The organism is Nocardioides sp. QY071, assembly GCF_029961765.1.
In the GTDB taxonomy this organism is placed as follows: Bacteria; Actinomycetota; Actinomycetes; order Propionibacteriales; family Nocardioidaceae; genus Nocardioides.
Genome location: NZ_CP124681.1, coordinates 3,320,389 through 3,343,414 on the forward strand (window position 1 = coordinate 3,320,389; position 23,026 = coordinate 3,343,414).

The following is a 23,026-nucleotide window of genomic DNA, read 5'->3' on the forward strand; positions in this document are numbered from 1 at the left end:
CACCACGAGGTGTTGCCGGCGTGCGTCAGCCGCGCGGGATCTCCCGCATCTCGAAGGCCTCGACGATGTCGCCCTCCTTGATGTCCTGGAAGTTCTTGAGCACGAGACCGCACTCGAAGCCTTCCCGGACCTCGGCCGCGTCGTCCTTCTCACGCTTGAGCGAGGCGAGGTCGAGGTTGTCGGCCACCACGGCGCCGTCGCGCAGGACGCGGACCTTGGCGTTGCGGCGGATGACACCACTGGTGACCATGCAGCCGGCGATGTTGCCGATCTTGGACGAGCGGAAGATCGCACGGATCTCCGCCTGACCGAGAGCGTGCTCCTCGTACTCCGGCTTGAGCATGCCCTTGAGGGCCGCCTCGATCTCCTCGATCGCCTGGTAGATGACCGAGTAGTAGCGGATCTCGACGCCCTCCTTCTCGGCCATCTGACCCGCCTTGCCCTGCGGGCGGACGTTGAAGCCGATGATGATCGCGTCGGAGGCGGCGGCGAGGTCGACGTTGGTCTCGGTGATCGCACCGACACCGCGGTCGATGACCCGCAGGCTGACCTCCTCGCCCACGTCGATCTGGGCGAGGGCGTCCTCGAGAGCCTCGACCGAACCGGACACGTCGCCCTTGAGGATGAGGTTGAGCTCCTGGCTCTCGCCCTTCTCCATGGAGGCCATGAAGTCCTCGAGGGTACGACGCACGCGGCGCTTGGCCTGTAGGGCCGCCCGCTCCCGCGCCTCACGCTTCTCGGCGATCTGGCGTGCCATCCGGTCGTCCTCGACCACGAGGAAGTTCTGGCCGGCGCCCGGGACGGACGAGAGGCCGAGGACCATCGCCGGACGGGCCGGGTCGGCCTCGGTCAGCTCGTTGCCGTGCTCGTCGAGCATGGCGCGGACGCGGCCGTGGGCCGGACCGGCGACGATCGAGTCGCCGACCCGCAGCGTGCCGCGCTGGACCAGGACGGTCGCGACCGGACCGCGACCGCGGTCGAGGTGCGCCTCGATGACCAGGCCCTGGGCGTCCTGCACCGGGTTGGCCCGCAGGTCGAGGGACGCGTCGGCGGTGAGCACGACGGCCTCGAGCAGCTTGTCGAGGTTGAGCCCGGCCTTGGCCGAGACGTCGACGAACATCGCGTCGCCGCCGTACTCCTCGGGCACCAGGCCGTACTCGGAGAGCTGGCCACGGACCTTGGTCGGGTCCGCGCTCTCCTTGTCGATCTTGTTGACCGCGACCACGATCGGCACGTTGGCGGCCTTGGCGTGGTTGAGCGCCTCGACCGTCTGCGGCATGACGCCGTCGTCGGCCGCAACCACCAGCACCGCGATGTCGGTCGCCTGGGCGCCACGGGCACGCATCGAGGTGAACGCCTCGTGACCCGGGGTGTCGATGAAGGTGATCCGGCGGTCAGTGCCGTCGACCTCGGTGTGGACCTGGTAGGCACCGATGTGCTGGGTGATGCCGCCGGCCTCACCCGCGACGACGTTGGCGTCGCGCAGCGCGTCGAGGAGCTTGGTCTTTCCGTGGTCGACGTGACCCATGACGGTGACGACCGGCGGGCGGACGACCAGGTCGTCCTCGCTGCCCTCGTCGGCGCCGAACTCGAGGTCGAACGTCCCGAGCAGCTCGCGGTCCTCGTCCTCCGGGGAGACGACCTCGACGACGTAGTTGAGCTCGTCACCGAGCAGCTCCAGCGTCTCGTCGCCCACCGACTGGGTGGCCGTGACCATCTCGCCGAGGTGGAAGAGCATCTGCACCAGCGAGGCGGCGTCGACGCCGATCTTCTCGGCGAAGTCGGTCAGCGAGGAGCCCCGGGCGAGACGGACCGTCTCGCCGTTGCCCTTGCGGACCCGCATGCCGCCGATCGTCGGGGCCTCCATGGCCTCGAACTCCTGGCGACGCGCCCGCTTCGACTTGCGACCGCGGCGCGCGGGACCACCCGGGCGACCGAAGGCACCCTGGGTCTGGCCGCGCTGGCCGGGACGACCGCCGCCACCGGGACGACCGCCGCCACCGGGGCCGAAGCCACCGGGACCGCGACCGCCGGGAGCTCCCGCACCGGCACCGGCACCGGGACGACCCGGGGCACCAGCGCGACCGGGACCACCCGGACCACGACCACCGGGACCGGGGCGACCGGGGCCACCCGGGCCACGACCGCCGCCGGGGCCGCCCTGCCCGAAGGAACCGGCGGACTTCGGCATCATCGCCGGGTTGGGACGCGGCATGCCGGGACGGCCAGCGCCGCCGCCGGCACCGGCCGGCGGCCGCGGGCCGGCCGGACCGGCCTCACCCTCGCGCGGCGGCGGAGCGGGACGACGCCCCATGCCCTGGCTGGGTGCGAACGGGTTGTTGCCCGGACGCGGGGTGCCACCGGGCTTGCCGACCGGACGCGGAGCCGGGGCCGGCGCCTTGGGCGTCGGGGGCTTCGGCGCACCGGGCTTGGCAGCCGGGGCGGCGGGAGCGGCCGGAGCCTCAGGGGCCTCGGGCGCAGCCGGGGCCGCGGCAGCGGCGGGCTGCTCCTCGACGGCCGGCGCCTCGGGAGCGGCGGCAGCCTTCGGACCGGGCCGCGGGCCCGGGCGGGGACCGCCGGGCTTGGGCGCGGCAGCAGCCGGCGCCTCGGCCGCGGGGGCCTCAGCAGCGGGGGCCTCGGCAGCAGGAGCCTCGGCGGCGGGCGCCTCGGGCGCGGCAGCGGCCTTCTTGGCCGGAGCCTTCGGGGCCGGCTTGGCGGCCTCACCGGCGGACTCGCCGGCAGGCTTCATCTTGGCGAGGAGCTCGGCTCCGTAGGTCGCCTCGAACTTCTTCACGGCGGGGAGCTCGATGCTCGACGACGCCGTCTTGGCGAACTCGCCAATGTCACTGAGCATCTTGAGCGCGTCGGCGCTCTTGATGCCGTACTGCTTCGCGAGTTCGGAAACTCGGGTCTTGGCCACGGTTCTCCTTCTGGCCCAAGACCCGGGTTGGATCTCTAGACCGTTGGTGGGTGGTGCAGAACGAACTGGCTCATCGCGAGGTACTCATCGAGTGCTCATGAGCTGTTGCTCCAGTCTCTGTCGGTCGGATCGGTCCGAGCTGCGGCCGCCTGGGCGACGTACTCCCCCACCGGCACGCTGGAGTGCCCACCCGCGCCCGGAGCGATCCGGAGCACACGGGAGAAGGCCTTCCGCCGTACCGCGAGGTCGTAGCAGCCGGTCGTGGGGTGCAGGTGCGCTCCACGGCCCGGCGCGGTGCCACCAGGATCCGGGACGACGGCCGGCTGGCCGTCGGGTCCCGAGCCGGCGGTCACCCGCAACAACTCGCTCTTGGTGGCGCGTGCCCGGCAGCCGATGCAGGTCCGGACGGGCCCCGGGATCGGGACGGCGTCAGGGCGTACAGGGGAATTCGGTCGGTGTGCCACCAAGAACCAACTCTACCGGTTGGGGTGCCGAGTTCACGAACCGGGAGGTGCGTGACGCCGACCCGGCGCAAGCCGCCCTCCTCCACTTCGCTCCCCCGGTGCGTTTCCGCCGGGTCGGCCGCATCCCCTCGGACTCGTCAGCCGGCTGCGCCGGCCTCCTCATCCGAGTGGATGTCGATGCGCCAGCCGGTCAGGCGAGCGGCGAGGCGGGCGTTCTGGCCCTCCTTGCCGATGGCCAGCGACAGCTGGAAGTCGGGGACGACGACGCGGGCCGAGCGGGCGGCCGCGTCGACCACGGTCACCGACTGCACCTGGGCCGGGGACAGGGCGTTGGCCACGAGCCGGGCCGGGTCGTCGGACCAGTCGACGATGTCGATCTTCTCGCCGCCGAGCTCGGCCATCACGTTGCGCACCCGCTGGCCCATCGGGCCGATGCAGGCACCCTTGGCGTTGACGCCCGAGACGGTCGACTTCACCGCGATCTTGGTGCGGTGGCCGGCCTCGCGGGCGATGGCGGCGATCTCGACGGTGCCGTCGGCGATCTCGGGGACCTCGAGTGCGAACAGCTTCTTGACCAGGCTCGGGTGGGAACGGGACAGGGTGACCTGCGGGCCGCGCATGCCCTTGCGGACGGAGACCACCAGGCACTTGATCCGGGTGCCGTGGCGGTAGTCCTCGCCGGGGACGCGCTCGCTGGCGGGCAGGTGGGCCTCGATCCGGCCGAGGTCGACGAGCACGTCGTCGGGGTTGCGGCCCTGCTGGATGACGCCGGAGATGATGTCGCCCTCCTTGCCGGAGAACTCACCGAACTTGATCTCGTCCTCGGCGTCGCGCAGCCGCTGCAGCATGATCTGCTTCGCGGTCGTCGCGGCGATGCGGCCGAAGCCGTCCGGGGTGTCGTCGTACTCGCCGACCTTGTTGCCCTCGGCGTCGAGCTCGGCGGCCAGCACCGTGACGTGCCCGGTCTTGCGGTTGAGCTCGACCCGCGCCTGCGAGACCGAGCCCTCGGTCTTGTGGTACGCCGTGAGCAGCGCCTGCTCGATCGCCTCGACGAGGACGTCGAACTTGATCTCCTTCTCGCGCTCCAGCGTCCGGAGGATGCTGAGGTCGATGTCCATCAGTCGGCGTCCTTGTCGTTCTCGTCGTTCGTGTCGTTCTTCATGTCTTTGCGGTTGAACTCGATCTGCACCAAAGCCTTGCGCACCTCGCTGTAGGCGACCCGGCGCTCGCCGCCGTCGACGGCGAGATCGACGCCCTCGTCGTCGCTGGTGCCGATCCGGCCGGTCACGGTGGCGTCGTCGGCGAGCGACACCTTCACCAGGCGCCCCTCGTTGCGGCGCCAGTGGCGCGGCAGGGTGAGCGGCCGGTCCACGCCGCGGGAGGTGACCTCCAGCGTGTACGGCAGCTCGCCGAGGGCCTTGGCTCCCCCGTCGGGGCCGTCGTCCTCCAGGACCCGGTCGATCACCTTGGTCGCCGACGCGACGTCGTCGAGGGTGAGCCCGCCGTCGGTGTCGACGGCGATCCGCAGCACGCGACGCTTCCCGGCGGGGGTGAGCTCCACGGCCTCGAGGTCGAGGCCCAGCTCGGCGAGCGGAGCGACGAGGACGTGCTCGATCCGCTCTGCTGTCGCTCCCTGAGCGGAATGAGTACCCATGGTGAGTCTCCCCGTGTCCTGTTGTGGCTGTGCGAGGCACACGATACCCGGCCGCCCCCTGCCCGATAGGGTCGCCGGGTGCCTGCAGGTCCCCGCCCCGTCCCCCGACGGCTCGTCCTCCTCGGCGGGATCGGCGCAACGACGCTGGTGCTGACCGGATGCGACGCGATCGACGACGTCCTCGGCTCGGGCGACGACCCGGGCGTGTCGGGCGCGGTGACGCCCACGGCGCCCGCGGCCGACGCCGACAGCACCCTCGTCGAGACCGTCCTGGCCGCCATCTCGACCACCGGCGCGCTGGCCGCGGCGACCGCGGACGCACTGCCCGGCCTCAAGGTCGCCGCCCGCCTCGCCCGGGTCCACGACGCCCACGCCGCCGAGCTCGGCGGCTCTGTCACCGCGACCGCATCGGAGGTCGCCGCGGACCGCCCGGCGGCACGCGCCGCCCTGGTCACCGCCGAGACCGCGCTGCGCGACCGGCTCGTCGGCGCTGCCCGCGAGGCGCACAGCGGCGGTCTCGCCCAGGTTCTGGCCTCGATGGCCGCCGCCCTCGCCCAGGTCCTCGTCGGCCCCGCCAGCCGGCCCCCCGCCACGCTGCCCGCCGCGGCCGGCGACCCCCCGCCCGCCGTCGAGGCCCTGCAGACCACGCTCGCCGCCGAGCACGCCGCCGTCTTCGTGTACGGCGTCCTCGGCGGCCAGACCTCGCAGTCCGGCTCCGCCGCGCTGTACGCCGCCCTCACCTCGGCGTACACGACCCACCGGACGCGCCGCGACGACCTGATGGCCCGGCTGCGGGCCGCCGGCGCCGAGCCGGTCGCCGCCGAGCCGGGCTACGGCCTGCCGGCGGACCTCGGCACGCCCGCGGCGGTCACCGACCGTGCCCGCGCGCTCGAGGAGTCAGCGACGCAGACCTACGCCTACCTCGTCGCCAGCACGACCGGCGAGGCACGCGCCTGGGCTGTCGACGCGCTCGTCGACGCCGCGGTGCGCAGCACCGCCTTCGGTGGCCGGCCGGACCGGCTGCCCGGCCTCTGAACGCCCCAAAAACGCCACCGGTTCGCGACCTCCGACATCCGGGGAACTCCCGAGACGTCCCCCGAAGCCGGGGTCGCGAACCGATGGTGACCGGGGACAACGGTCATCAGGCGACCGGGAGAGGTGGGGCTCACCGTCCGCCGTGTGCACAATCATGCAACAGAACGCGTCCGAGGGCCCGCGGTTGCGATCCTCATAAATGTGCACTGCACAAACCTGCAGATGAGGGAACCCTCACCTGAGTCCGATCAGCGCCAGGGAGCGAGCAGTCCGGGCAGCTCGGAGAGGCGGTGCGCGACGGCGTCGGGCTCGCCCTCGGTGTGGCCCACCTGGTCGGCCGGGATGGTGCTGTGCGGGACGTGCACGGCCCGCATCCCCGCGTTCTGCGCGCCCCAGACGTCGTCGAAGAGCCGGTCGCCGACGTACACACAGGCGGCGGGGTCGGTCACGCCGACGGCGTCCATGGCCGCGCGGAAGGCCTCGGGCGAGGGCTTCGTCCACGGGACCTCGCTCGTGTAGACGTCGCCGTCGAGGAGGTCGAGGACGCCGTCGCGCTCGAAGTACCCGCGGTGCCAGGCGCGCGGCCAGATCGTGTTGGACAGGACGCCGACCTTGATCCCCTCGCTGCGCAGCCACCGCCACAGCGGGCCGACCTCGGGGTCAGTGAGGGTGTGCGGCTCCCAGAACGCGTAGTAGGCGTCGAGCAGGTCCGGGTCGTGGTCGAGGCCGGCCGCGTCGAACAGGTCGCCGATGGTGGCGCTGCGCTGGTGGTCGCGGCTGCGGCCCCAGACCACGCTGCCGGCCTCGTGCAGGCGGACGGCGTGCGCGTGGTGGTCGTCGGACGTGTCCGGCGTTGTTCGCACGGCCTGCGCGAGGGCGAGCGACTCCGCGTGGAAGTCGATGTCGTGCCAGGCGGTCAGCGTGCCGCCCCAGTCGAAGATGACCGCGTCGACCGCCACCGGGATCAGCCCCGGACGATCGCCGTCAGCGCGGCGACGGCGTCGCCGAGGGCGACCTCCTGCCGCTCCCCGCTGCGCCGGTCCTTGATCTCGATGACCTTGTTGTCGGGATCGGCCACGCCGCGCCCGACGGTGACGATGGTCGGTACGCCGATCAGCTCGGCGTCCTTGAACTTCACCCCGGGGCTGATCTTGCCGGCGCGGTCGTCGTAGATGACGTCGAGGCCGGCGGCGGTGAGCCCCGCGACGAGCTCGTCCGCCGCGGCGAACACGGCCTCGTCCTTGCCGGCAGCGACGACGTGGACGTCGGCGGGCGCGACGTGGCGCGGCCAACACAGGCCGATCTCGTCGAGGGTGTCCTCGGCGATCGCGGCCACCGCGCGCGTGACGCCGATGCCGTAGGAGCCCATCGTGACGGTGACCAGCTTGCCGTTCTCGTCGAGCACCTTGAGGTCGAGCGCGTCGGCGTACTTGCGGCCGAGCTGGAAGACGTGGCCCATCTCGATGCCGCGGGCGGTCTCGAGCGTGCCCTCGGTGCAGTTGGGGCAGGCGTCGCCGTCGCGGACCTCGGCGGCCTCGATGGTGCCGTCAGCGGTGAAGTCGCGGCCGGCCACGAGGTCGATGACGTGGGAGCCGTGGACGTCGGCGCCGGTCACCCAGCGGGTGCCGTCGGCGACCCGGGGGTCGAGGAGGAAGCGGATACCGGACTTGCTCTCCTCGCCGAGCGCTCCGGGCCCGATGTAGCCCTTGACCAGCGCGGGGTGCTTGGCGAACTCGGCCTCGTCCATGGGCTCGACCTCGATCGGCTCGAGCTGGCCCTCGAGCCGCTTCTGGTCGACCTCACGGTCGCCGGGCAGGCCGATGGCGAGGGGCTCGCGGGTACCGTCGGGGTGCTTCAGCACGACGACGACGTTCTTGAGCGTGTCACCGGCCACCCACGGACGGTCCTCGCGGGGATAGGCCGCGTTGAGGTGGGCGACCAGCGTGTCGATGGTCGGGGTGTCGGGGGTCGGCTCGGCGTGGGCAGCCGGCAGTGCGTCGTACGACGTGGGCGCGGGCGGGCGGACCTGCACGGCCTCGACGTTGGCGGCGTAGTCGCAGTGGGTGCAGCGGACGTAGGTGTCCTCGCCGACCTCGGCCTTGGCGAGGAACTCCTCCGACTTCGAGCCGCCCATCGCGCCGGCGGTGGCCTTGACGATGGCGTAGTCGAAGCCGAGCCGGTCGAAGATCCGGACGTAGGCGTCGCGGTGGTTCTGGTAGGACACCTCGAGGCCCGCGTCGCTGACGTCGAAGGAGTAGGAGTCCTTCATCGTGAACTCGCGCCCACGCAGCAGGCCTGCGCGGGGCCGCGCCTCGTCGCGGTACTTGGTCTGGATCTGGTAGAGGCTCAGCGGCAGGTCCTTGTAGGAGCTGTACATGTCCTTGACGAGGAGGGTGAACATCTCCTCGTGCGTGGGACCGAGGAGGTAGTCGGCGTCCTTGCGGTCCTTGAGCCGGAAGATGCCCTCGCCGTACTCGGTCCAGCGGTTGGTCGCCTCGTAGGGCTCGCGCGGCAGCAGCGCGGGGAAGGACACCTCCTGCGCGCCGATCCCGTTCATCTCGTCGCGGATGATGCCCTCGATCTTGCGCAGCACGGCCAGGCCCAGCGGCAGCCAGGTGTAGATGCCCGGCGCGGCGCGGCGGATGTAGCCGGCGCGCACGAGCAGCCGGTGGCTCGGGACCTCCGCGTCCGAGGGGTCCTCGCGCAGGGTCCGAACGAACAGGGTCGACATCCGCATCAGCACGGGCCGAAGCCTACGGCCGGGCCCCGTGGCGCAGCGAACCAGTAAGAGGTTCCGCCAATAGGTGGCGTCGTCGCGAGCGTCGCGAGGCGCGTGCGCTGACAAGGCGGCGGAGCGAAGTCGTGCTTGTCCGCCCAACGAGCGACGCCAACGCCGTCAGCGTACGTGGATCGCGGCGCGCAGCAGGCGGCACCTATTGGCGGAACCTCTAACGCTCAGGCCGCGCGTGCCGCCTTCAGCATCGCGCGGATCATCGGCACCTGGAGCGGCAGCCGGGCCAGCGTGCCGGCCTTGAGCACCGCGTTGTCGCCGCGCTGGGCGTCGAGCGCCATCTTCACGTTCCCCGGGAGCACGCCGGCCAACAGCGCCGCGCCGGCGTACGCCGCCACCCGGCGGGTGCGCGGGTGCAGCATGCCGGCGGCGCAGGCCAGCTCGGCGACACCGCTCCACGTCACCCACGGCCGTGGGCCGCCGGGCAGCTGCTCGGGAACCAACGGCTCGAACACCTGCGGGCGGACGAGGTGCACGACGCCGCTGGCGACGAAGGCTCCGGTGACGGCCTTGGCCGTGAGGGGGACGGTCATGTCCCCACTCTGTCAGCCGACCTGTCAGCCGAGGTCGAGCAGGTTGCGCCGGCCGAGCTTGTAGAGCACCTTGTCGGCCTGCTTGAGCAGGGCGAACTCGGGCGGGTCGTAGAGCGTGAAGGTCTTGGCCCGCGCCGCCGGCGAATCGGCCTCGTCGAGGAGCGCGTTGACGGCGTGCCGGGCCGACTCGTTGGCCCCCTCCATCGTGGCCAGGTCGATGTCGGTCTGCACGAAGTCGCCGCTGAGCAGCAGGTTGGGGATCCGGGTGCGGGCGGTCGGCCGGCTGGACCAGGAGTCGACGGTGTTGACCAGCAGCGGCGTCTCGTTGGTGTTGCGGCCGGCCGCGGCGTTCCACTGGACGCCGGGGTCGAGGAACCACGAATGGATGATCCCCTCGGGCAGCAGGTCGCCGGCGGTGTGGTGGTCGCGGATCTGGGCGAGCACCTCGTCGGCGATCTCCTGGCGGGTGCACTCCTTGGCCGGCTTGCCGTACAGGATCCCGGGCGCGTCCCAGTTGGAGACGTCGACGGAGAGGATGTCGACCACCTCCCCGTCGCCGTAGTCGCGGGAGACCACGCGGTCCGCCCAGAACTGGCCCTGGGTCAGCGCGGTGAGCGCCCACGGAGAGTCGATGAAGGTGATGTGCCCCTTGGTGATCGGCACCGGTGCGCGCAGGAAGAACTGGATGCCCACCATCCAGTCGGTCTTGAGCGCCGAGAGCCGCTGCAGGCCGGGGTCGAGGGCGAGGACGTCCGGAGTCAGGGTCGGGACCACCCGCTCGACCGGCATCGCGCTGACGAACCAGTCCGCCTCGACGCGGCTCGTCGCGCCGGCGGCGTCGGCGAGGACGGCAGCGGTGATCCGCCCGCCTGCGGTCTCGTAGCGGACCAGCCCCTGGCCGGCGACGAAGCGGACGCCGCGCCCGCGCAGGTAGGTCAGCCACGGGTCGATCCAGGCCTCGTTGGTCGGCAGGTCGAGCACCCGGTCGAGCGCGCCGTCGTTGCCCCGACCCATCATGTTGTAGACGAAGGCCTCGCCCATGTTGCCGATGGTGCGGGTGCTGGCGATGGTCTCCTTGGCCGCGACCAGGTTGCGGGTGAGGCCGGCGGCGAGGATCTTCTGGTACGGCGTGGACCGCTTCGCCGCGCCGACGAAGTCCCACCAGCTGACCTTCTCCCACTGCCCGAGCCGGCGCTCGTCGCAGCTGGTGAGGAAGACGAGCAGCCGCTCGACGAAGTAGGTGAGCTCGTGCGGAGGTACGGCGGAACCGCCGAGCGTGTCGCGCAGGAACCGGCGCAGGCCGTCGACCGTGAGGACCTGCTGCGGGTCCGGCCCGATGCCGAACACGAAGGCGTCGGCGTGGTCGCCGGAGCGCAGGAACTTGCCGCCACTGGCGGCGACCAGGTTGTCGCCGACGGTCCCGTTCCCGAACGGGATCCGTCGCATCGTCTCCGGGACGTGGTGGTAGAAGCCGGGGAAGAAGCGGAAGCCGTGCTCGCCCGGCAGGTCGGCGCGACCACCCGCGGCGGTGCCGGCGACCGGGATGCTGCGGGCCTTGCCGCCCCAGGCGGACGGCTCGAAGACGGTCACCTCGAAGCCCCGCTCGACGAGCTCGTGCGCGGCGGTCAGTCCGGCCATGCCGCCACCGAGGACGGCGACCCGCTTGCCGGGAGTGGCGGCGAACGCCGGGGCCAGCCCGGTGCCGGCGAGGACCGCGCCGGCGCCGACGGCACCGGCGGACGTGAGCAAGGTACGACGGTCCAGCTGCGCCATCGGCGATCACCCCATGATCTCCAACCGACACTGGTGTCGGTTAGTCGTTGACAGCGAGTATCGTGACCTGAACCACATCCGGTCAAGAGAGACGCCCGCAACCGACGTTCCTGTCGGTCCGGGCGACCGCAGCGAGGAGGCGTCGTGAGCACCACCGAGGGCCTCCGCCGGCGGCTCAGCGCATCGGCTCGCCGCGAGCGGATCGAGGCCGCGGCGGTCGAGGTGTTCGCCGCCCGTGGGTACGACGCCGCGTCGGTCGGCGAGATCGCGGGTGCTGCCGGCGTCAGCAGGACCGTGCTCTACGACCACTTCCGCTCCAAGCGCGACCTCTACCTCCACGTCCTGGACACCCAGAACGCCGCCATGCTGGCCGAGGTGGGTGCCGGCATCACCGGGGCGGGGGCGGGCCGGGACCGGATGCGGGCGACCGTGGCGGCGTACCTCTCCTTCGCGCGGCAGCGTCCCGCCGCCCGCCGGATCCTGGTCGACCCGATCCCGACCGGCGACCCCGAGCTGGACCGGGCGCTGCGGACCTTCCGCACCGCCCGCACCCAGGCGGTCGCCACCATGCTCGGACCCGACCTCGACCGCGCGGGCCTCCCCCACGGCTCGACCGCGGCCGAGGTGGTCGTCGAGCTGCTCATCACCGGCGTCGACGGCGTCGCCCGCTGGTGGCAGGAGCACCCGGCGGCGAGCCTGGACGAGGTGACCGACGTCGCCGCGCGACTCCTGTGGGCCGGGGTGCCCCACCTCGGCGAGGTCAGAACATGACGGTCGCGAAGCGCGCGGTCTCGGTGAACCCGACCCGCTCGTAGGCCTTGCGGGCCGCGTGGTTCCAGTCGTTGACGTAGAGCGACACCGAGGGCGCGATGCGGGCCCGCACGTGCCGCACGACCGCGGCCATCCCGGCCGTGGCGATCCCCTCGCCGCGCCGGTGCGGTGGCACCCACACCCCCTGGATCTGGGCGGCGTCCGGGGTCGCACAGGCCACCTCGGCCTTGAAGACCAGCTCGTCGCCGTCGTACCGAACGAAGGACCAGGCCCGGCTGACCAGCTGGGCCACCCGGGCACGGTAGAGGTCGCCTCCCCCGCCGAGCTCGGGCGAGACCCCGACCTCCTCGGTGTACATCGCCACGCACGCCGGGTAGAGCGTGGGGACGTCCTCGGGCGTGCCGTGTCGCACCCCGTGGTCGGGCGCGACCAGTGGTTCGGCGTCGATGACGAGGTGGCGCTGGTCCCAACGAACGTCGCGCGGCTGCCCCCACTCCCGGCCGACGTGGCCCCAGAACGCGCGGACGGCGTCCTGCGGCCCCACGATCGTCGAGGCGGTACGACGCCGGGCCAGCGCACGTCCCGCGAACACCTCCGCGTCCTCGGGCGTGGCCTGCACCGGCACCAGGTTGGCGGCGACGTGGCACGCCGCGACCAGGTGACCGCCGTCGAACCGGCCCCACATCTCACCCCCGAGCCAGCGCGGCTCGAGGTTCGTGGTGTGGGCGCGGTGGATCGCGAACACGTTGACCACGGGGTCGCGGCCGGCGAGGGCCACGAAGGCGGGAAGGTCTGCCTGCGCGAGGACGCGCACGCCGTGCCGGGTGGTCAACACGCGACCACACTAGTGGCGATGGGGCACCCAGGTCCTCAGGAGACCGAGACCGTGGCCTCCGCGCCCTCGACCGGCTCCATCGACTCGGCGATCTTCATCGCCTCCTCGATCAGGGTCTCGACGATCTCGGCCTCGGGGACGGTCTTGATGACCTCGCCCTTGACGAAGATCTGGCCCTTGCCGTTGCCGGAGGCGACGCCGAGGTCGGCCTCGCGCGCCTCGCCCGGGCCGTTGACGACACAGCCCATGACCGCGACGCGGAGCGGGACCTCGAGCCCGTCGAGGCCGGCCGTGACCCGCTCGGCGAGCGTGTAGACGTCGACCTGGGCCCGGCCGCAGGACGGGCAGGAGACGATCTCGAGCTTGCGTGGGCGCAGGTTGAGCGACTGCAGGATCTGGATGCCGACCTTGACCTCCTCGACCGGCGGCGCCGAGAGCGAGACCCGGATCGTGTCGCCGATCCCGCGCGAGAGCAGCGCACCGAAGGCAGTGGCGGACTTGATCGTGCCCTGGAACGCGGGGCCGGCCTCGGTGACGCCGAGGTGCAGCGGCCAGTCGCCCTGCTCGGCGAGCAGCTCGTAGGCACGGACCATCACGACCGGGTCATTGTGCTTGACCGAGATCTTGAAGTCGCGGAAGCCGTGCTCCTCGAACAGGCTCGCCTCCCATACGGCGGACTCGACGAGCGCCTCCGGGGTGGCCTTGCCGTACTTCTCCAGCAGCCGCTTGTCGAGCGAGCCGGCGTTGACGCCGATCCGGATCGAGGTGCCGTGCTCCTGGGCCGCCTTCGCGATCTCCTTGACCTGGTCGTCGAACTTCTTGATGTTGCCCGGGTTGACCCGGACGGCGGCGCAGCCGGCCTCGATCGCCGCGAAGACGTACTTCGGCTGGAAGTGGATGTCGGCGATCACCGGGATCTGGCTGTGCTTCGCGATCTCCGGCAGTGCGTCGGCGTCGTCCTGGCTCGGGCAGGCCACGCGGACGATGTCGCAGCCCGCGGCGGTCAACTCGGCGATCTGCTGGAGCGTGGTGTTGACGTCGGAGGTGAGCGTCGTGGTCATCGACTGCACCGAGATCGGGTGGTCGCTGCCGACCCCGACCTTGCCGACCCGGATCTGGCGGGTCCGGCGGCGGGGAGCGAGCACCGGCGGGGGCGCCTCGGGCATGCCCAGGCTGATGGACGTCATGGCGTCAAGACTACTTTCCGCAGCGGGTGGATCAGGATTCGAGGTGAACCGGTACGACGATGTCGCCGACGATGAGCACGATGCCCATGACGAGGATCGCCAGGCCGACGACGTACGCGATCGGCAGCAGCTTGGCCACGTCGACGTAGCCGGGGTCGGGGCGGCGACGCAGCCGGGCCCAGCCACGGCGCACGGCCTCCCACAGGGCACCGGCGATGTGGCCGCCGTCGAGCGGCAGCAGCGGCACGAAGTTGAACATGCCGATGAAGAAGTTGAAGCCGGCGACCAGCATCAGCAGGGAGACCAGCTTCGCCTTCACCGGGATCTCGGTGTGCGAGGCGGTCTCGCCGGCCAGCCGGCCGCCGCCGACGATGCTGACCGGGCCCATCGGGTCGCGTTTCTCGGCGCCGACGATCGCCTTGGCGACGCCCCAGACCTTGGCCGGCAGCGTGGCGAGGGACTTCACCACCTCGACGGTCATCGAGCCCATCTGGTCGACGGTGTAGACGACGCCGCCGGTGGTGGGGTGCGAGCGGGGGACGACGCCGAGGAAGCCCACCGTCTTGTCGACCTTGTCGCCGGCCTTGAGCGGCGGCTTGACCACGGTCTGGGTGCGGAAGGTCTGCTCCTTGCCGTCGCGCTCGACGACGACCTCGGCCTGCCCGGTGCCATTGGCCTTGACCAGCCGCTGGACCTGCGACCAGCTGGTGACCTCGGTGCCGTTGAACGACACGATCCGGTCGCCGGCCTCGATCCCGGCCGCGTGGGCGGGCGTGGGACTCTGCGCGAGCTCCTCGGGGGTGCACACCCGGCCGGACTCCTCGGCCGGGAGCACGCAGGCGTTGACCTCGGCGATGGTCGTCTCGACGGTCTGGTCGCCCGGGTTGCCGTAGGTCGCGAACACACCCGCGAACAGGAGGAAGGCGATGGCGATGTTCACCGTCGGGCCGCCGCCCATCACGATGACCTTCTGCCACCACGGGAACTTGTAGAAGAGGCGGTCGGCGTCCTCGGGGCGGATCGTCTCCCACTCCGCCGCGCGGGCGTCCGAGATCAGCTGGGTGAACATCCCGGTGTTGGACTTGCGGACCCGGACCACCTGCCCGATGACACGGCCCTCGGCGTCGACCTCGTCAGACACCTCGTCGGCCAGCTCGGCCGCGCCGGGCGGGAGCATGCCGACGATCTTGACGTAGCCGCCGAGGGGGATCGCCTTGACGCCGTACTCCGTCTCACCGACCTGCTTGCTCCACACGGTGGGGCCGAAGCCGATGAAGTACTGCGTGACCTTCCCGCCGAACCGCTTCGCCGGGATCATGTGGCCGAGCTCGTGGAGCCCGATCGACGCCAGGATCGCCGCCGCGAAGACGACGACACCGAGCAGGTAGAGCAGAGCGGTCATGGGCGGGTTGCGGTCCTCGAGTCGATGAGCTGGGTGGCCGCCTCCCGCGCCCACGCGTCCGCGCCGAGGACGTCGTCGAGGGAGAGCTGCCCCTTCGAGGGTACGTCGTGGGCGGCTAGCGCGCTGGCGACCACGTCGACGATCCCGGGGAATCCGAGGCGACCGGTGCGGAAGGCCTCCACCGCGACCTCGTTGGCGGCGTTGTAGACCGCCGGGGCGGTGCTGCCCTTCTCCCCCGCCTCGCGGGCGAGCGCGACGGCAGGGAAGGCCTCGTCGTCGAGGGGCAGGAACTCCCAGGTCTCGGCGCGGGTCCAGTCCACGGCGGGCGCGGCGTCCGGGACCCGGTCGGGCCAGGCCAGGCCGAGGGCGATCGGGATCAGCATGGTCGGCGGGCTGGCCTGCACCAGCGTGGAGCCGTCGACGAACTCGACCATCGAGTGCACGACGCTCGTCGGGTGCACCACGACCTCGATCCGGTCGAACGGGATCCCGAAGAGCAGGTGCGCCTCGATCACCTCGAGGCCCTTGTTGACCAGGGTCGCGGAGTTGATCGTGATCACCGGGCCCATGTCCCAGGTGGGGTGGTTGCCCGCCTGCTCGGGCGTGACGTCGGCGAGCTCCGCGCGGCTGCGGCCGCGGAAGGGTCCGCCGCTCGCGGTCAGCACCAGTCGTCGTACCTCGTCGGGGGTGCCGCCGCGCAGGCACTGCGCGAGCGCGCTGTGCTCGGAGTCGACGGGCACGATCTGGCCGGGCCTCGCCTTGTCGAGCACGAGCGGGCCGCCCATGACGAGCGACTCCTTGTTGGCCAGCGCCAGCGTGGTGCCTGCCTCGAGCGCGGCCAGGGTCGGGAGCAGTCCCACGGCGCCGGTGATGCCGTTGAGGACGACGTCGCACTCCTGCTGGGCGGCCTCGACGCTGGCCTGCTCGCCGAGCCCGTGGAACCGGGGCGCGAACTCCGCGACCTGCTGGGCGAAGAGGTCAGGGTTGCCGCCGCCGGCGGTCAGGCCCACCACCCGGAACCGGTCGCGGTTGGCCCGCACCAGGTCGAGCGCCTGGGTCCCGATCGATCCGGTCGAGCCGAGGATGACGACGTCCTTCACGTGGTCATCCTCGCAGGAGCGACGTCACAGTCCGGAATCCGCCGAAATGCCGGTTCGGGGCGCCCGGACCCTTCATGCTGTGGCGGTGCTCCGTCCTGTCCCCGCGCTCCTCGTCGTCCTGCTGACCCTCGGCGGGGTGACGCTCGCGTCGCCGGCCGAGGCGATGCCGCCCGAGGTCGCGAAGGGCTGCACGGGCAAGGTGGCGCTCACCTTCGACGACGGTCCGGCCCGCGGTACGACACACCGGCTGGTCCAGGTGCTGCGCCGCAACCAGGTCCCGGCGACGTTCTTCATGGTCGGGCAGCGGGTCGCGGCCAGCCCGGCGGCCGCGCTCGAGGTCGAGCAGGCCGGGAACCTGGTGGCCAACCACAGCTGGGCGCACCGCGACATGAGCCGCCAGTCCTACCGCGACGTGCGGCGCTCACTGCGCGCGACGCGACGCGCGATGAAGGCCGCCGGGCTGCACCCGACCGACCTGATGCGCCCGCCGTACGGCGCCCTCGCGAAGCCCGCACGCCGGGCGATCCGGGCCTCCGGCTACGTCCCCGTCCTGTGGACCGACGACTCGCTCGACTGGAAGTCGGGCAGCTCGCAGCAGATCGCGCGCCGGATCCTCGCGGGCCTGCACCCTGGCCGCAACATCGTGCTCCAGCACGACGGCGTCAACCGCTCGCCGATCTCAGTCGGCGCCGTGGAGCGGGTGATCCGCGTCGCGAAGCGGCGCGGCTACTGCTTCACCGCACTCGACGAGAACGGCCGTCCCGGGTTCCCGACGCCACTGGTCACCGCGGTCGCGAAGGACGCCGTCGAAGGCACCGACGCGGTCGTCACCCTCGAGCTCGCCCAGCCCGCCGGCCGCGCCACAGCGGTGGTCGTCGAGGCCGCCTCCGGTACGGCGCTCGTCGGCTCCGACCTGCCCGCCTTCCAGGCCCGGGTGGAGATCCCGGCCGGCAAGGTCAGGGGCACGGTGCGGATCCCGGTCGCCACCGACGCCGTCCTGGAGCCGGCCGAGACGTTCTCGGTCGTGCTCCGCGACCCCGAGGGCGTGCGGGTCGGCCAGCCAACGACGGTCACCGTGATCGACGCCGCGAACGCGCCGCGCATCGACCTGCCGGGCCCGCCGTTCCTGCCGCTGGGACCGACGTTCAGCTGAGTCTCCGAATCGTTCGATCGAATGGTTCGAGGGACTTGGGCGCCCGGAAATCCCCCTAACCGTTCGATCGAACGATTAGGGGGAGTCAGCCGGCGGTCAGCTGAGTCGCCGCGGTGTGCGGGTCGACCTCGCCCGCGACCACCGCGGCGGCGAGCTCGTCGAGCCGGTCCCCCTCGCCGACGCTGCCCCAGCGCTTGCGCAGGGCGGTGAGCGCGAGGGTCTCGATCTCGTCGCGGGCGCGGCGGACCCGGCGGCGGCCGAGCTCGCCACTGTCGCGCAGCCAGGCTGCGTGCTCGTCGATCGCGTCGACGACGTCGGTCACGCCGTCGCCGTTGGACGCGGTGGTCTTGAGGACCGGGGGCCGCCAGGCGCCGTCGCGCCGCTCGGCGAGGCCGAGCATGGACCGCAGGTCGCGGCGTACCTTGTCGGCGCCCTCGCGGTCGGACTTGTTGACGACGTAGAGGTCGCCGATCTCGAGGATGCCGGCCTTCGCGGCCTGGATCCCGTCGCCCATCCCGGGCGCGAGCAGCACGATCGTCGTGTCGGCCTGGCCGGCCACCTCGACCTCGCTCTGGCCGACGCCGACGGTCTCGACCAGGACGACGTCGAAGCCGGCGCCGTCGAGCACCCGCAGCGCCTGCGGCGTGGTCCAGGCCAGGCCGCCGAGGTGGCCGCGGGCGGCCATCGAGCGGATGAAGACGCCGGGGTCGAGGACGTGGTCACCCATCCGGATCCGGTCGCCCAGCAGGGCGCCGCCGGAGAACGGCGAGGACGGGTCGACGGCGAGGACGGCGACCCGGCGCCCGCGCCGGCGCAGCTCGCCGATCAGCGCGTTGGTGGACGTCGACTTGCCGACGCCCGGGGAGCCGGTGAGCCCGATGACGTGGGCGTGACCGGCGTGCGGCGCCAGCGCCCGCATCAGCTCGGGCAGCAGCGGCGACTCGTCCTCGACGAGCGACACCAGCCGCCCGACCGCGCGCGGGTCGCCCTCGCGGGCCTTCTCGACCCATGCAGGAACGGCCGCCGCGGTGATCCCGCGACGGCCGCCCTGGATGTTGCTCGCGTCAGGCAACGCTGTCCGCTCGGCCGATCAGCTGGCCGGAACCCGCAGGACCAGCGCGTCACCCTGGCCGCCACCGCCGCACAGGGCGGCGGCACCGAGGCCACCGCCGCGACGCTTGAGCTCGAGCGCGAGGTGCAGCGTGATCCGCGCACCGGAGGCACCGAGCGGGTGACCGATGGCGATGGCGCCACCGTTGACGTTGACCTTGTCCTCGTCGATGCCGAGGGCGCGGGCCGACTCGATGCCGACGGCGGCGAAGGCCTCGTTGAACTCGACCAGGTCGAGGTCGGCGGCGGTCAGGCCGGCCTTGTCGAGGGCCTTCTTGGTGGCGTTGGCCGGCTGCAGCTGCAGGGTTGAGTCCGGGCCGGCGACCTGCCCGTGGCTGACGATCTCGGCGAGGATCGGGAGACCGAGCTCCTCGGCCTTCTTCTTGCTGGTCACCACGACCGCGGCGGCGCCGTCGGAGATCTGCGAGGACGAGGCAGCGGTGATCGTGCCGTCCTTGGCGAACGCCGGGCGCAGGCCCGCGAGGCCCTCGGCGGTGGTGTCGCCACGGACACCCTCGTCCTGGCTGACGACGACCGGGTCGCCCTTGCGCTGCGGGATCGACACCGGGACGATCTCGTCGTCGAAGACGCCGTTCTTCTGCGCGGCGGCGGCGAGCTGGTGCGAGCGGGCCGCGACGGCGTCCTGCTCCTCACGGGTCAGCGGGGTCTCGCGGCACGCGTTGGTCGCCTCGGTCAGGTTGCCCATGCCCTGCTGGGTGGCCTGGTCGAAGAGCGCGTCGTAGGCGAGCGAGTCGACGAGCGCGGTGTCGCCGTACTTGAAGCCCTCGCGGCTCTTCGGGAGAAGGTGGGGGGCCTGGGTCATCGACTCGGTGCCACCGGCGACCACGATGTCGGCCTCGCCGGCACGGATCAGCTGGTCGGCCTGGGCGATGGCGTTGATGCCCGACAGGCACACCTTGTTGACGGTGATGGAGGGAACCTGCGGCGGCAGGCCTGCGGCGAGACCCGCGGTACGCGCGGGGTTCTGACCGGCACCGGCCTGGAGCACCTGGCCCAGGATCAGGTAGTCGACCTGGTCGCCGGAGACGCCGGCCTTCTCCAGCGCGCCCTTGATCGCGACACCGGCGAGGTCCGCGGCCGACAGGGTCTTGAGGGCGCCGAGGTGGCGACCGATCGGCGTACGGGCGCCGGCGACGATGACGCTGGGGTTGTCGGACATGTTTCCTCCGTGCAGACGTGTGGTCGGAACTCTTTCGAGCGTACTCGTGGGTAGCGGGACCCGGCGAGGGGTCCATCGTGCGGTCGGTGAGGCACTCGTCACACCACTCCGGGTAGCGGGCGACGGCACAATGACGCGCATGAGCATCACTGAAGGCGTCCCCACCCACCTGTTCACCGCGATCGACCACGTCGGCATCGCGGTCCCCGACCTCGACGAGGCGATCGCGTTCTACCGCGACAACTTCGGCATGCACGTCGCGCACGAAGAGACCAACGAGGAGCAGGGCGTGCGCGAGGCGATGGTCGCCGTCGGCGACACCGACTCCAAGATCCAACTGCTCGCCCCGCTCAACGCCGAGTCGACCATCGCGAAGTTCATCGACCGCAGCGGCCCGGGCCTGCAGCAGCTCGCCTACCGGGTCACCGATCTCGACCAGGTCTCCGCGATCCTGCGCGAGCGCGGACTGCGCCTGCTCTACCCCGAGGCCCGGCGCGGTACGGCGAACAGCCGGATCAACTTCGTGCACCCCAAGGACGCCGGCGGTGTCCTGGTCGAGCTGGTCGAGCCGGCAGCCGACGGTCACTGATCCTCAGCACCCGCCGTCAGCCGGGCTCAGGCCCAGCGGGTCTTCCCGTCGCATCTGACGAATGGGCTGCCGCCGAGGCCATTTCACAGCCCATTCGTCAGATGCGACGTCACGGTCGTCGTACGGCAGCAGCCTCATGGGGTCGCGAAGGCGCCGACGGGCAGTCCCGCAGCGTCCAGCGCGGCCCGCACCGCGGCGGCCAGCGCCGGTGCACCGGGCGAGTCGCCGTGGACGCACAGCGAGCGCACGTCGCCCGACCGGGCCAGCTCGACCGCCTGGGCGGCGACCGCGACCGGGTCGGTCAGCACCGCGCCTGGCGCAGAGCGCGGCACCAGTCCCCCGTCGGGCAGGTAGGCGCGGTCGGCGAAGCCCTCGCCGACCGCCTCCAGACCGGCCTCGGCCACGGCCGCCAGGAAGGCCGAGCCGGCGAGGCCGAGGACCGGCAGGCCGCCGTACGCGCGAACCGCGTCGATGACGGCGAGAGCCTGCTCCGGGTGACGCGAGACCGCGTGGTAGAGCGCGCCGTGCGGCTTGACGTAGGACAGCCGGCCGCCGGCCGCGCGGGCGATGCCGTCGAGGGCGCCGAGCTGGTAGAGCACGTCGGCGGCCAGCTCGTCGGTCGGTACGTCGACGAAGCGGCGCCCGAAGCCGGCCAGGTCGCGATAGCCCACCTGGGCGCCGATCGACACGCCGAGGGACACCGCGAGGTCGCACGTACGGCGCAGCGTCAGCGGGTCCCCGGCATGGAAGCCACACGCCACGTTGGCGCTGGTCAGGTGCGGCAGCAGCGCGTCGTCGTCGCCGAGCTGCCAGCGCCCGAAGGACTCGCCGACGTCCGCGTTGAGGTCGACCACCCCGATCGGGCCGTCCGGCGTGGACGCCGAACCCGGATGCAACGTCATGGCCCTATCGTGGCCCATCGATGCGCCGCCGAGCCCAGGACGGTGCAGCCGCCCGCGGCACTGGTCCGATGAGACGAGTGTCACGAACCCGTCACCGAGCGGTTACCGACGGGTATCTTCGCGGCGGCCGTATTGCCACCCAGCCCATCTGGGCCCATCTGGCTCGCAACGAATCCCAGGGAGACGACGACCGTGCAGCACATCCTCGACGCCATCCAGGCGGAGTCCTCCGCGGAGGACTTCGCCAACCTCGACCTTCCCGAGTCCTACCGGGCCGTCACGGTCCACAAGGACGAGGTCGACATGTTCGAGGGCATCGACTCTCGCGACAAGGACCCCCGCAAGTCCCTCCACGTCGACCAGGTCGCCCTCCCCGAGCTCGGGCCGGGCGAGGCGTTCGTGGCGGTCATGGCCTCCGCGATCAACTACAACACCGTGTGGACCTCGATCTTCGAGCCGGTCTCCACCTTCGGCTTCCTGGAGCGCTACGGACGTGAGTCCGACCTCGGCGCGCGGCACAACCTGCCCTACCACATCGTCGGCTCCGACCTGTCCGGCGTCGTGCTGGCCGTCGGCGCGGGCGTCACCAAGTGGAAGCCGGGCGACCGCGTCGTCGCGCACTGCCTGAGCGTCGAGCTCGAGGCCCCCGACGGCCACAACGACACGATGATGGACCCCTCCCAGCGCATCTGGGGCTTCGAGACCAACTTCGGTGGCCTCGCCGACGTCGCCATGGTCAAGGCCAACCAGCTGATGCCGAAGCCCGAGCACCTGACCTGGGAGGAGGCGGCCTCCCCCGGCCTGGTCAACTGCACCGCGTACCGCCAGCTCGTCTCGGCCAACGGCGGCAACATGAAGCAGGGCGACAACGTCCTGATCTGGGGCGCCTCCGGCGGCCTCGGCGGCTTCGCGACGCAGTACGCCCTCAACGGCGGCGCCAACCCGATCTGCGTGGTCTCCAACGAGGAGAAGGCCCAGATCGTGCGCAACATGGGCGCCGAGATGGTCATCAACCGCTCCGAGCTCGCTCCGAAGTTCTGGAACGAGGACGGCACCAAGCAGAACCCGAAGGAGTGGCAGCGCTTCGGCAAGGCCATCCGCGAGCTCACCGGCGGCGAGGACATCGACATCGTCTTCGAGCACCCGGGCCGCGAGACCTTCGGCGCGAGCGTCTACGTCACCCGCAAGGGCGGCACCATCACCACCTGCGCCTCCACCTCGGGCTACATGCACGAGTACGACAACCGCTACCTGTGGATGAACCTCAAGAAGATCATCTCCAGCCACTTCGCCAACTACCGGGAGTCGTGGGAGGCCAACCGCCTCATCGCCCAGGGCAAGATCCACCCCACCCTGTCGCGCACCTACAAGCTCGAGGACACCGGCCAGGCCGCCCTCGACGTGCACCACAACAAGCACCAGGGCAAGGTCGGCGTCCTGTGCCTCTCCCCCGAGGAGGGCCTCGGCGTCAAGAACGAGGAGCTCCGCGAGAAGCACCTCGACAAGATCAACCTGTTCCGCGGCATCTGAGCCTGCAGTACGACGAACCGGGCGGGTCCGTGCGCGAGCACGGGCCCGCCCGGCTCGCATCTGCGGCCGGATCCGCGTAGCGACGCGGTCCGGTCCC

The 23,026-nt window shown here is 71.8% G+C and carries 20 protein-coding genes; 5 read left to right on the forward strand and 15 right to left on the reverse strand.

Features of this window, described 5'->3' with window-relative positions; genetic code table 11:
• Positions 1 to 25: 25 nt before the first annotated feature.
• From infB to rimP, 4 genes are all read right to left on the reverse strand, one after another.
• The gene (gene infB / locus QI633_RS16065) at positions 26 to 2,920 is read right to left on the reverse strand and encodes a translation initiation factor IF-2 (protein ID WP_141798280.1); all 2,895 of its coding nucleotides are present in this window, start codon (positions 2,918 to 2,920) and stop codon (positions 26 to 28) included.
• A 95-nt stretch (positions 2,921 to 3,015) separates the two neighbouring features.
• Complete coding sequence (locus QI633_RS16070) at positions 3,016 to 3,384, reverse strand: YlxR family protein (protein WP_282426336.1); 369 nt, start codon at positions 3,382 to 3,384, stop codon at positions 3,016 to 3,018.
• A gap of 137 nt (positions 3,385 to 3,521) precedes the next feature.
• Complete coding sequence (gene nusA, locus QI633_RS16075) at positions 3,522 to 4,502, reverse strand: transcription termination factor NusA (RefSeq protein WP_141798279.1); 981 nt, start codon at positions 4,500 to 4,502, stop codon at positions 3,522 to 3,524.
• On the reverse strand, positions 4,502 to 5,038 hold the full coding sequence (rimP, locus tag QI633_RS16080; protein WP_141798278.1) for a ribosome maturation factor RimP: 537 nt from the start codon (positions 5,036 to 5,038) through the stop codon (positions 4,502 to 4,504). Before rimP ends, nusA begins: the two co-directional genes overlap by 1 nt.
• 78 nt (positions 5,039 to 5,116) lie before the next feature.
• Here rimP and QI633_RS16085 point away from each other — a divergent pair, with 78 nt between their 5' ends.
• Complete coding sequence (locus QI633_RS16085; protein WP_282426337.1) at positions 5,117 to 6,073, forward strand: ferritin-like domain-containing protein; 957 nt, start codon at positions 5,117 to 5,119, stop codon at positions 6,071 to 6,073.
• Positions 6,074 to 6,321: 248 nt separating this feature from the next.
• On the opposite strand, the gene QI633_RS16090 is transcribed toward QI633_RS16085, so the two are convergent.
• The 4 genes from QI633_RS16090 to QI633_RS16105 all read right to left on the reverse strand — a co-directional run bounded on the left by QI633_RS16090 (position 6,322) and on the right by QI633_RS16105 (position 11,170).
• A complete protein-coding gene (locus QI633_RS16090; protein ID WP_141798276.1) occupies positions 6,322 to 7,032 on the reverse strand; it encodes an HAD family hydrolase in 711 nt (236 codons plus the stop codon).
• A gap of 5 nt (positions 7,033 to 7,037) precedes the next feature.
• Positions 7,038 to 8,816, reverse strand: coding sequence for a proline--tRNA ligase (locus QI633_RS16095; RefSeq protein WP_282426338.1), 1,779 nt, complete (start codon positions 8,814 to 8,816; stop codon positions 7,038 to 7,040).
• 212 nt (positions 8,817 to 9,028) lie between these two features.
• The gene (locus QI633_RS16100) at positions 9,029 to 9,397 is read right to left on the reverse strand and encodes a DoxX family protein (RefSeq protein WP_141798274.1); all 369 of its coding nucleotides are present in this window, start codon (positions 9,395 to 9,397) and stop codon (positions 9,029 to 9,031) included.
• A 24-nt stretch (positions 9,398 to 9,421) separates the two neighbouring features.
• Positions 9,422 to 11,170 carry an FAD-dependent oxidoreductase gene (locus QI633_RS16105; RefSeq protein ID WP_282426339.1) on the reverse strand — a complete coding sequence of 583 codons (1,749 nt, stop codon included), beginning with the start codon at positions 11,168 to 11,170 and terminating at the stop codon, positions 9,422 to 9,424.
• A gap of 144 nt (positions 11,171 to 11,314) precedes the next feature.
• Between QI633_RS16105 and QI633_RS16110 the strand changes: the two genes are divergently transcribed.
• Complete coding sequence (locus QI633_RS16110) at positions 11,315 to 11,941, forward strand: TetR/AcrR family transcriptional regulator (protein WP_282426340.1); 627 nt, start codon at positions 11,315 to 11,317, stop codon at positions 11,939 to 11,941.
• On the opposite strand, the gene QI633_RS16115 is transcribed toward QI633_RS16110, so the two are convergent.
• The 4 genes from QI633_RS16115 to dxr are packed head-to-tail and all read right to left on the reverse strand — an operon-like array spanning position 11,931 to position 16,465.
• Positions 11,931 to 12,776: a GNAT family N-acetyltransferase gene (locus QI633_RS16115; protein ID WP_141798271.1), complete on the reverse strand. Its 846-nt coding sequence runs from the start codon at positions 12,774 to 12,776 to the stop codon at positions 11,931 to 11,933. The two genes, QI633_RS16110 and QI633_RS16115, sit on opposite strands and share 11 nt — an antisense overlap.
• A 35-nt stretch (positions 12,777 to 12,811) precedes the next feature.
• Positions 12,812 to 13,963: a flavodoxin-dependent (E)-4-hydroxy-3-methylbut-2-enyl-diphosphate synthase gene (gene ispG, locus QI633_RS16120; protein ID WP_141798270.1), complete on the reverse strand. Its 1,152-nt coding sequence runs from the start codon at positions 13,961 to 13,963 to the stop codon at positions 12,812 to 12,814.
• 31 nt (positions 13,964 to 13,994) lie between these two features.
• Positions 13,995 to 15,365, reverse strand: a complete 1,371-nt coding sequence (locus QI633_RS16125) for a site-2 protease family protein (protein ID WP_282426341.1) — start codon at positions 15,363 to 15,365, stop codon at positions 13,995 to 13,997.
• Complete coding sequence (gene dxr, locus QI633_RS16130; RefSeq protein WP_141798268.1) at positions 15,362 to 16,465, reverse strand: 1-deoxy-D-xylulose-5-phosphate reductoisomerase; 1,104 nt, start codon at positions 16,463 to 16,465, stop codon at positions 15,362 to 15,364. The genes QI633_RS16125 and dxr overlap by 4 nt, the downstream gene beginning before the upstream one ends.
• An 85-nt stretch (positions 16,466 to 16,550) precedes the next feature.
• Here dxr and QI633_RS16135 point away from each other — a divergent pair, with 85 nt between their 5' ends.
• Positions 16,551 to 17,618 carry a polysaccharide deacetylase family protein gene (locus tag QI633_RS16135; protein ID WP_282426342.1) on the forward strand — a complete coding sequence of 356 codons (1,068 nt, stop codon included), beginning with the start codon at positions 16,551 to 16,553 and terminating at the stop codon, positions 17,616 to 17,618.
• 85 nt (positions 17,619 to 17,703) lie between these two features.
• On the opposite strand, the gene meaB is transcribed toward QI633_RS16135, so the two are convergent.
• Positions 17,704 to 18,651, reverse strand: coding sequence for a methylmalonyl Co-A mutase-associated GTPase MeaB (meaB, locus tag QI633_RS16140; protein WP_141800998.1), 948 nt, complete (start codon positions 18,649 to 18,651; stop codon positions 17,704 to 17,706).
• 57 nt (positions 18,652 to 18,708) lie between these two features.
• Positions 18,709 to 19,908: an acetyl-CoA C-acetyltransferase gene (locus tag QI633_RS16145; protein ID WP_141798266.1), complete on the reverse strand. Its 1,200-nt coding sequence runs from the start codon at positions 19,906 to 19,908 to the stop codon at positions 18,709 to 18,711.
• Positions 19,909 to 20,047: 139 nt separating this feature from the next.
• On the opposite strand from QI633_RS16145, the gene mce reads away from it, so the two are divergent.
• Positions 20,048 to 20,497, forward strand: coding sequence for a methylmalonyl-CoA epimerase (gene mce, locus QI633_RS16150; RefSeq protein WP_282426343.1), 450 nt, complete (start codon positions 20,048 to 20,050; stop codon positions 20,495 to 20,497).
• A 134-nt stretch (positions 20,498 to 20,631) separates the two neighbouring features.
• On the opposite strand, the gene QI633_RS16155 is transcribed toward mce, so the two are convergent.
• Entirely contained in the window at positions 20,632 to 21,357 is a 726-nt protein-coding gene (locus QI633_RS16155) for a 5-oxoprolinase subunit PxpA (RefSeq protein ID WP_282429310.1), read from the reverse strand.
• A gap of 234 nt (positions 21,358 to 21,591) precedes the next feature.
• Between QI633_RS16155 and ccrA the strand changes: the two genes are divergently transcribed.
• A complete protein-coding gene (gene ccrA / locus QI633_RS16160; RefSeq protein WP_282426344.1) occupies positions 21,592 to 22,929 on the forward strand; it encodes a crotonyl-CoA carboxylase/reductase in 1,338 nt (445 codons plus the stop codon).
• Positions 22,930 to 23,026: the final 97 nt, after the last annotated feature.

Coding starts and splice junctions, on each gene's coding strand:
- nusA (WP_141798279.1), bottom strand. CDS start 4,502: ATGGACATCGACCTCAGCATCCTCCGGACGCTGGAGCGCGAGAAGGAG.
- rimP (WP_141798278.1), bottom strand. CDS start 5,038: ATGGGTACTCATTCCGCTCAGGGAGCGACAGCAGAGCGGATCGAGCAC.
- QI633_RS16100 (WP_141798274.1), bottom strand. CDS start 9,397: ATGACCGTCCCCCTCACGGCCAAGGCCGTCACCGGAGCCTTCGTCGCC.
- QI633_RS16105 (WP_282426339.1), bottom strand. CDS start 11,170: ATGGCGCAGCTGGACCGTCGTACCTTGCTCACGTCCGCCGGTGCCGTC.
- ispG (WP_141798270.1), bottom strand. CDS start 13,963: ATGACGTCCATCAGCCTGGGCATGCCCGAGGCGCCCCCGCCGGTGCTC.
- QI633_RS16125 (WP_282426341.1), bottom strand. CDS start 15,365: ATGACCGCTCTGCTCTACCTGCTCGGTGTCGTCGTCTTCGCGGCGGCG.
- QI633_RS16145 (WP_141798266.1), bottom strand. CDS start 19,908: ATGTCCGACAACCCCAGCGTCATCGTCGCCGGCGCCCGTACGCCGATC.
- mce (WP_282426343.1), top strand. CDS start 20,048: ATGAGCATCACTGAAGGCGTCCCCACCCACCTGTTCACCGCGATCGAC.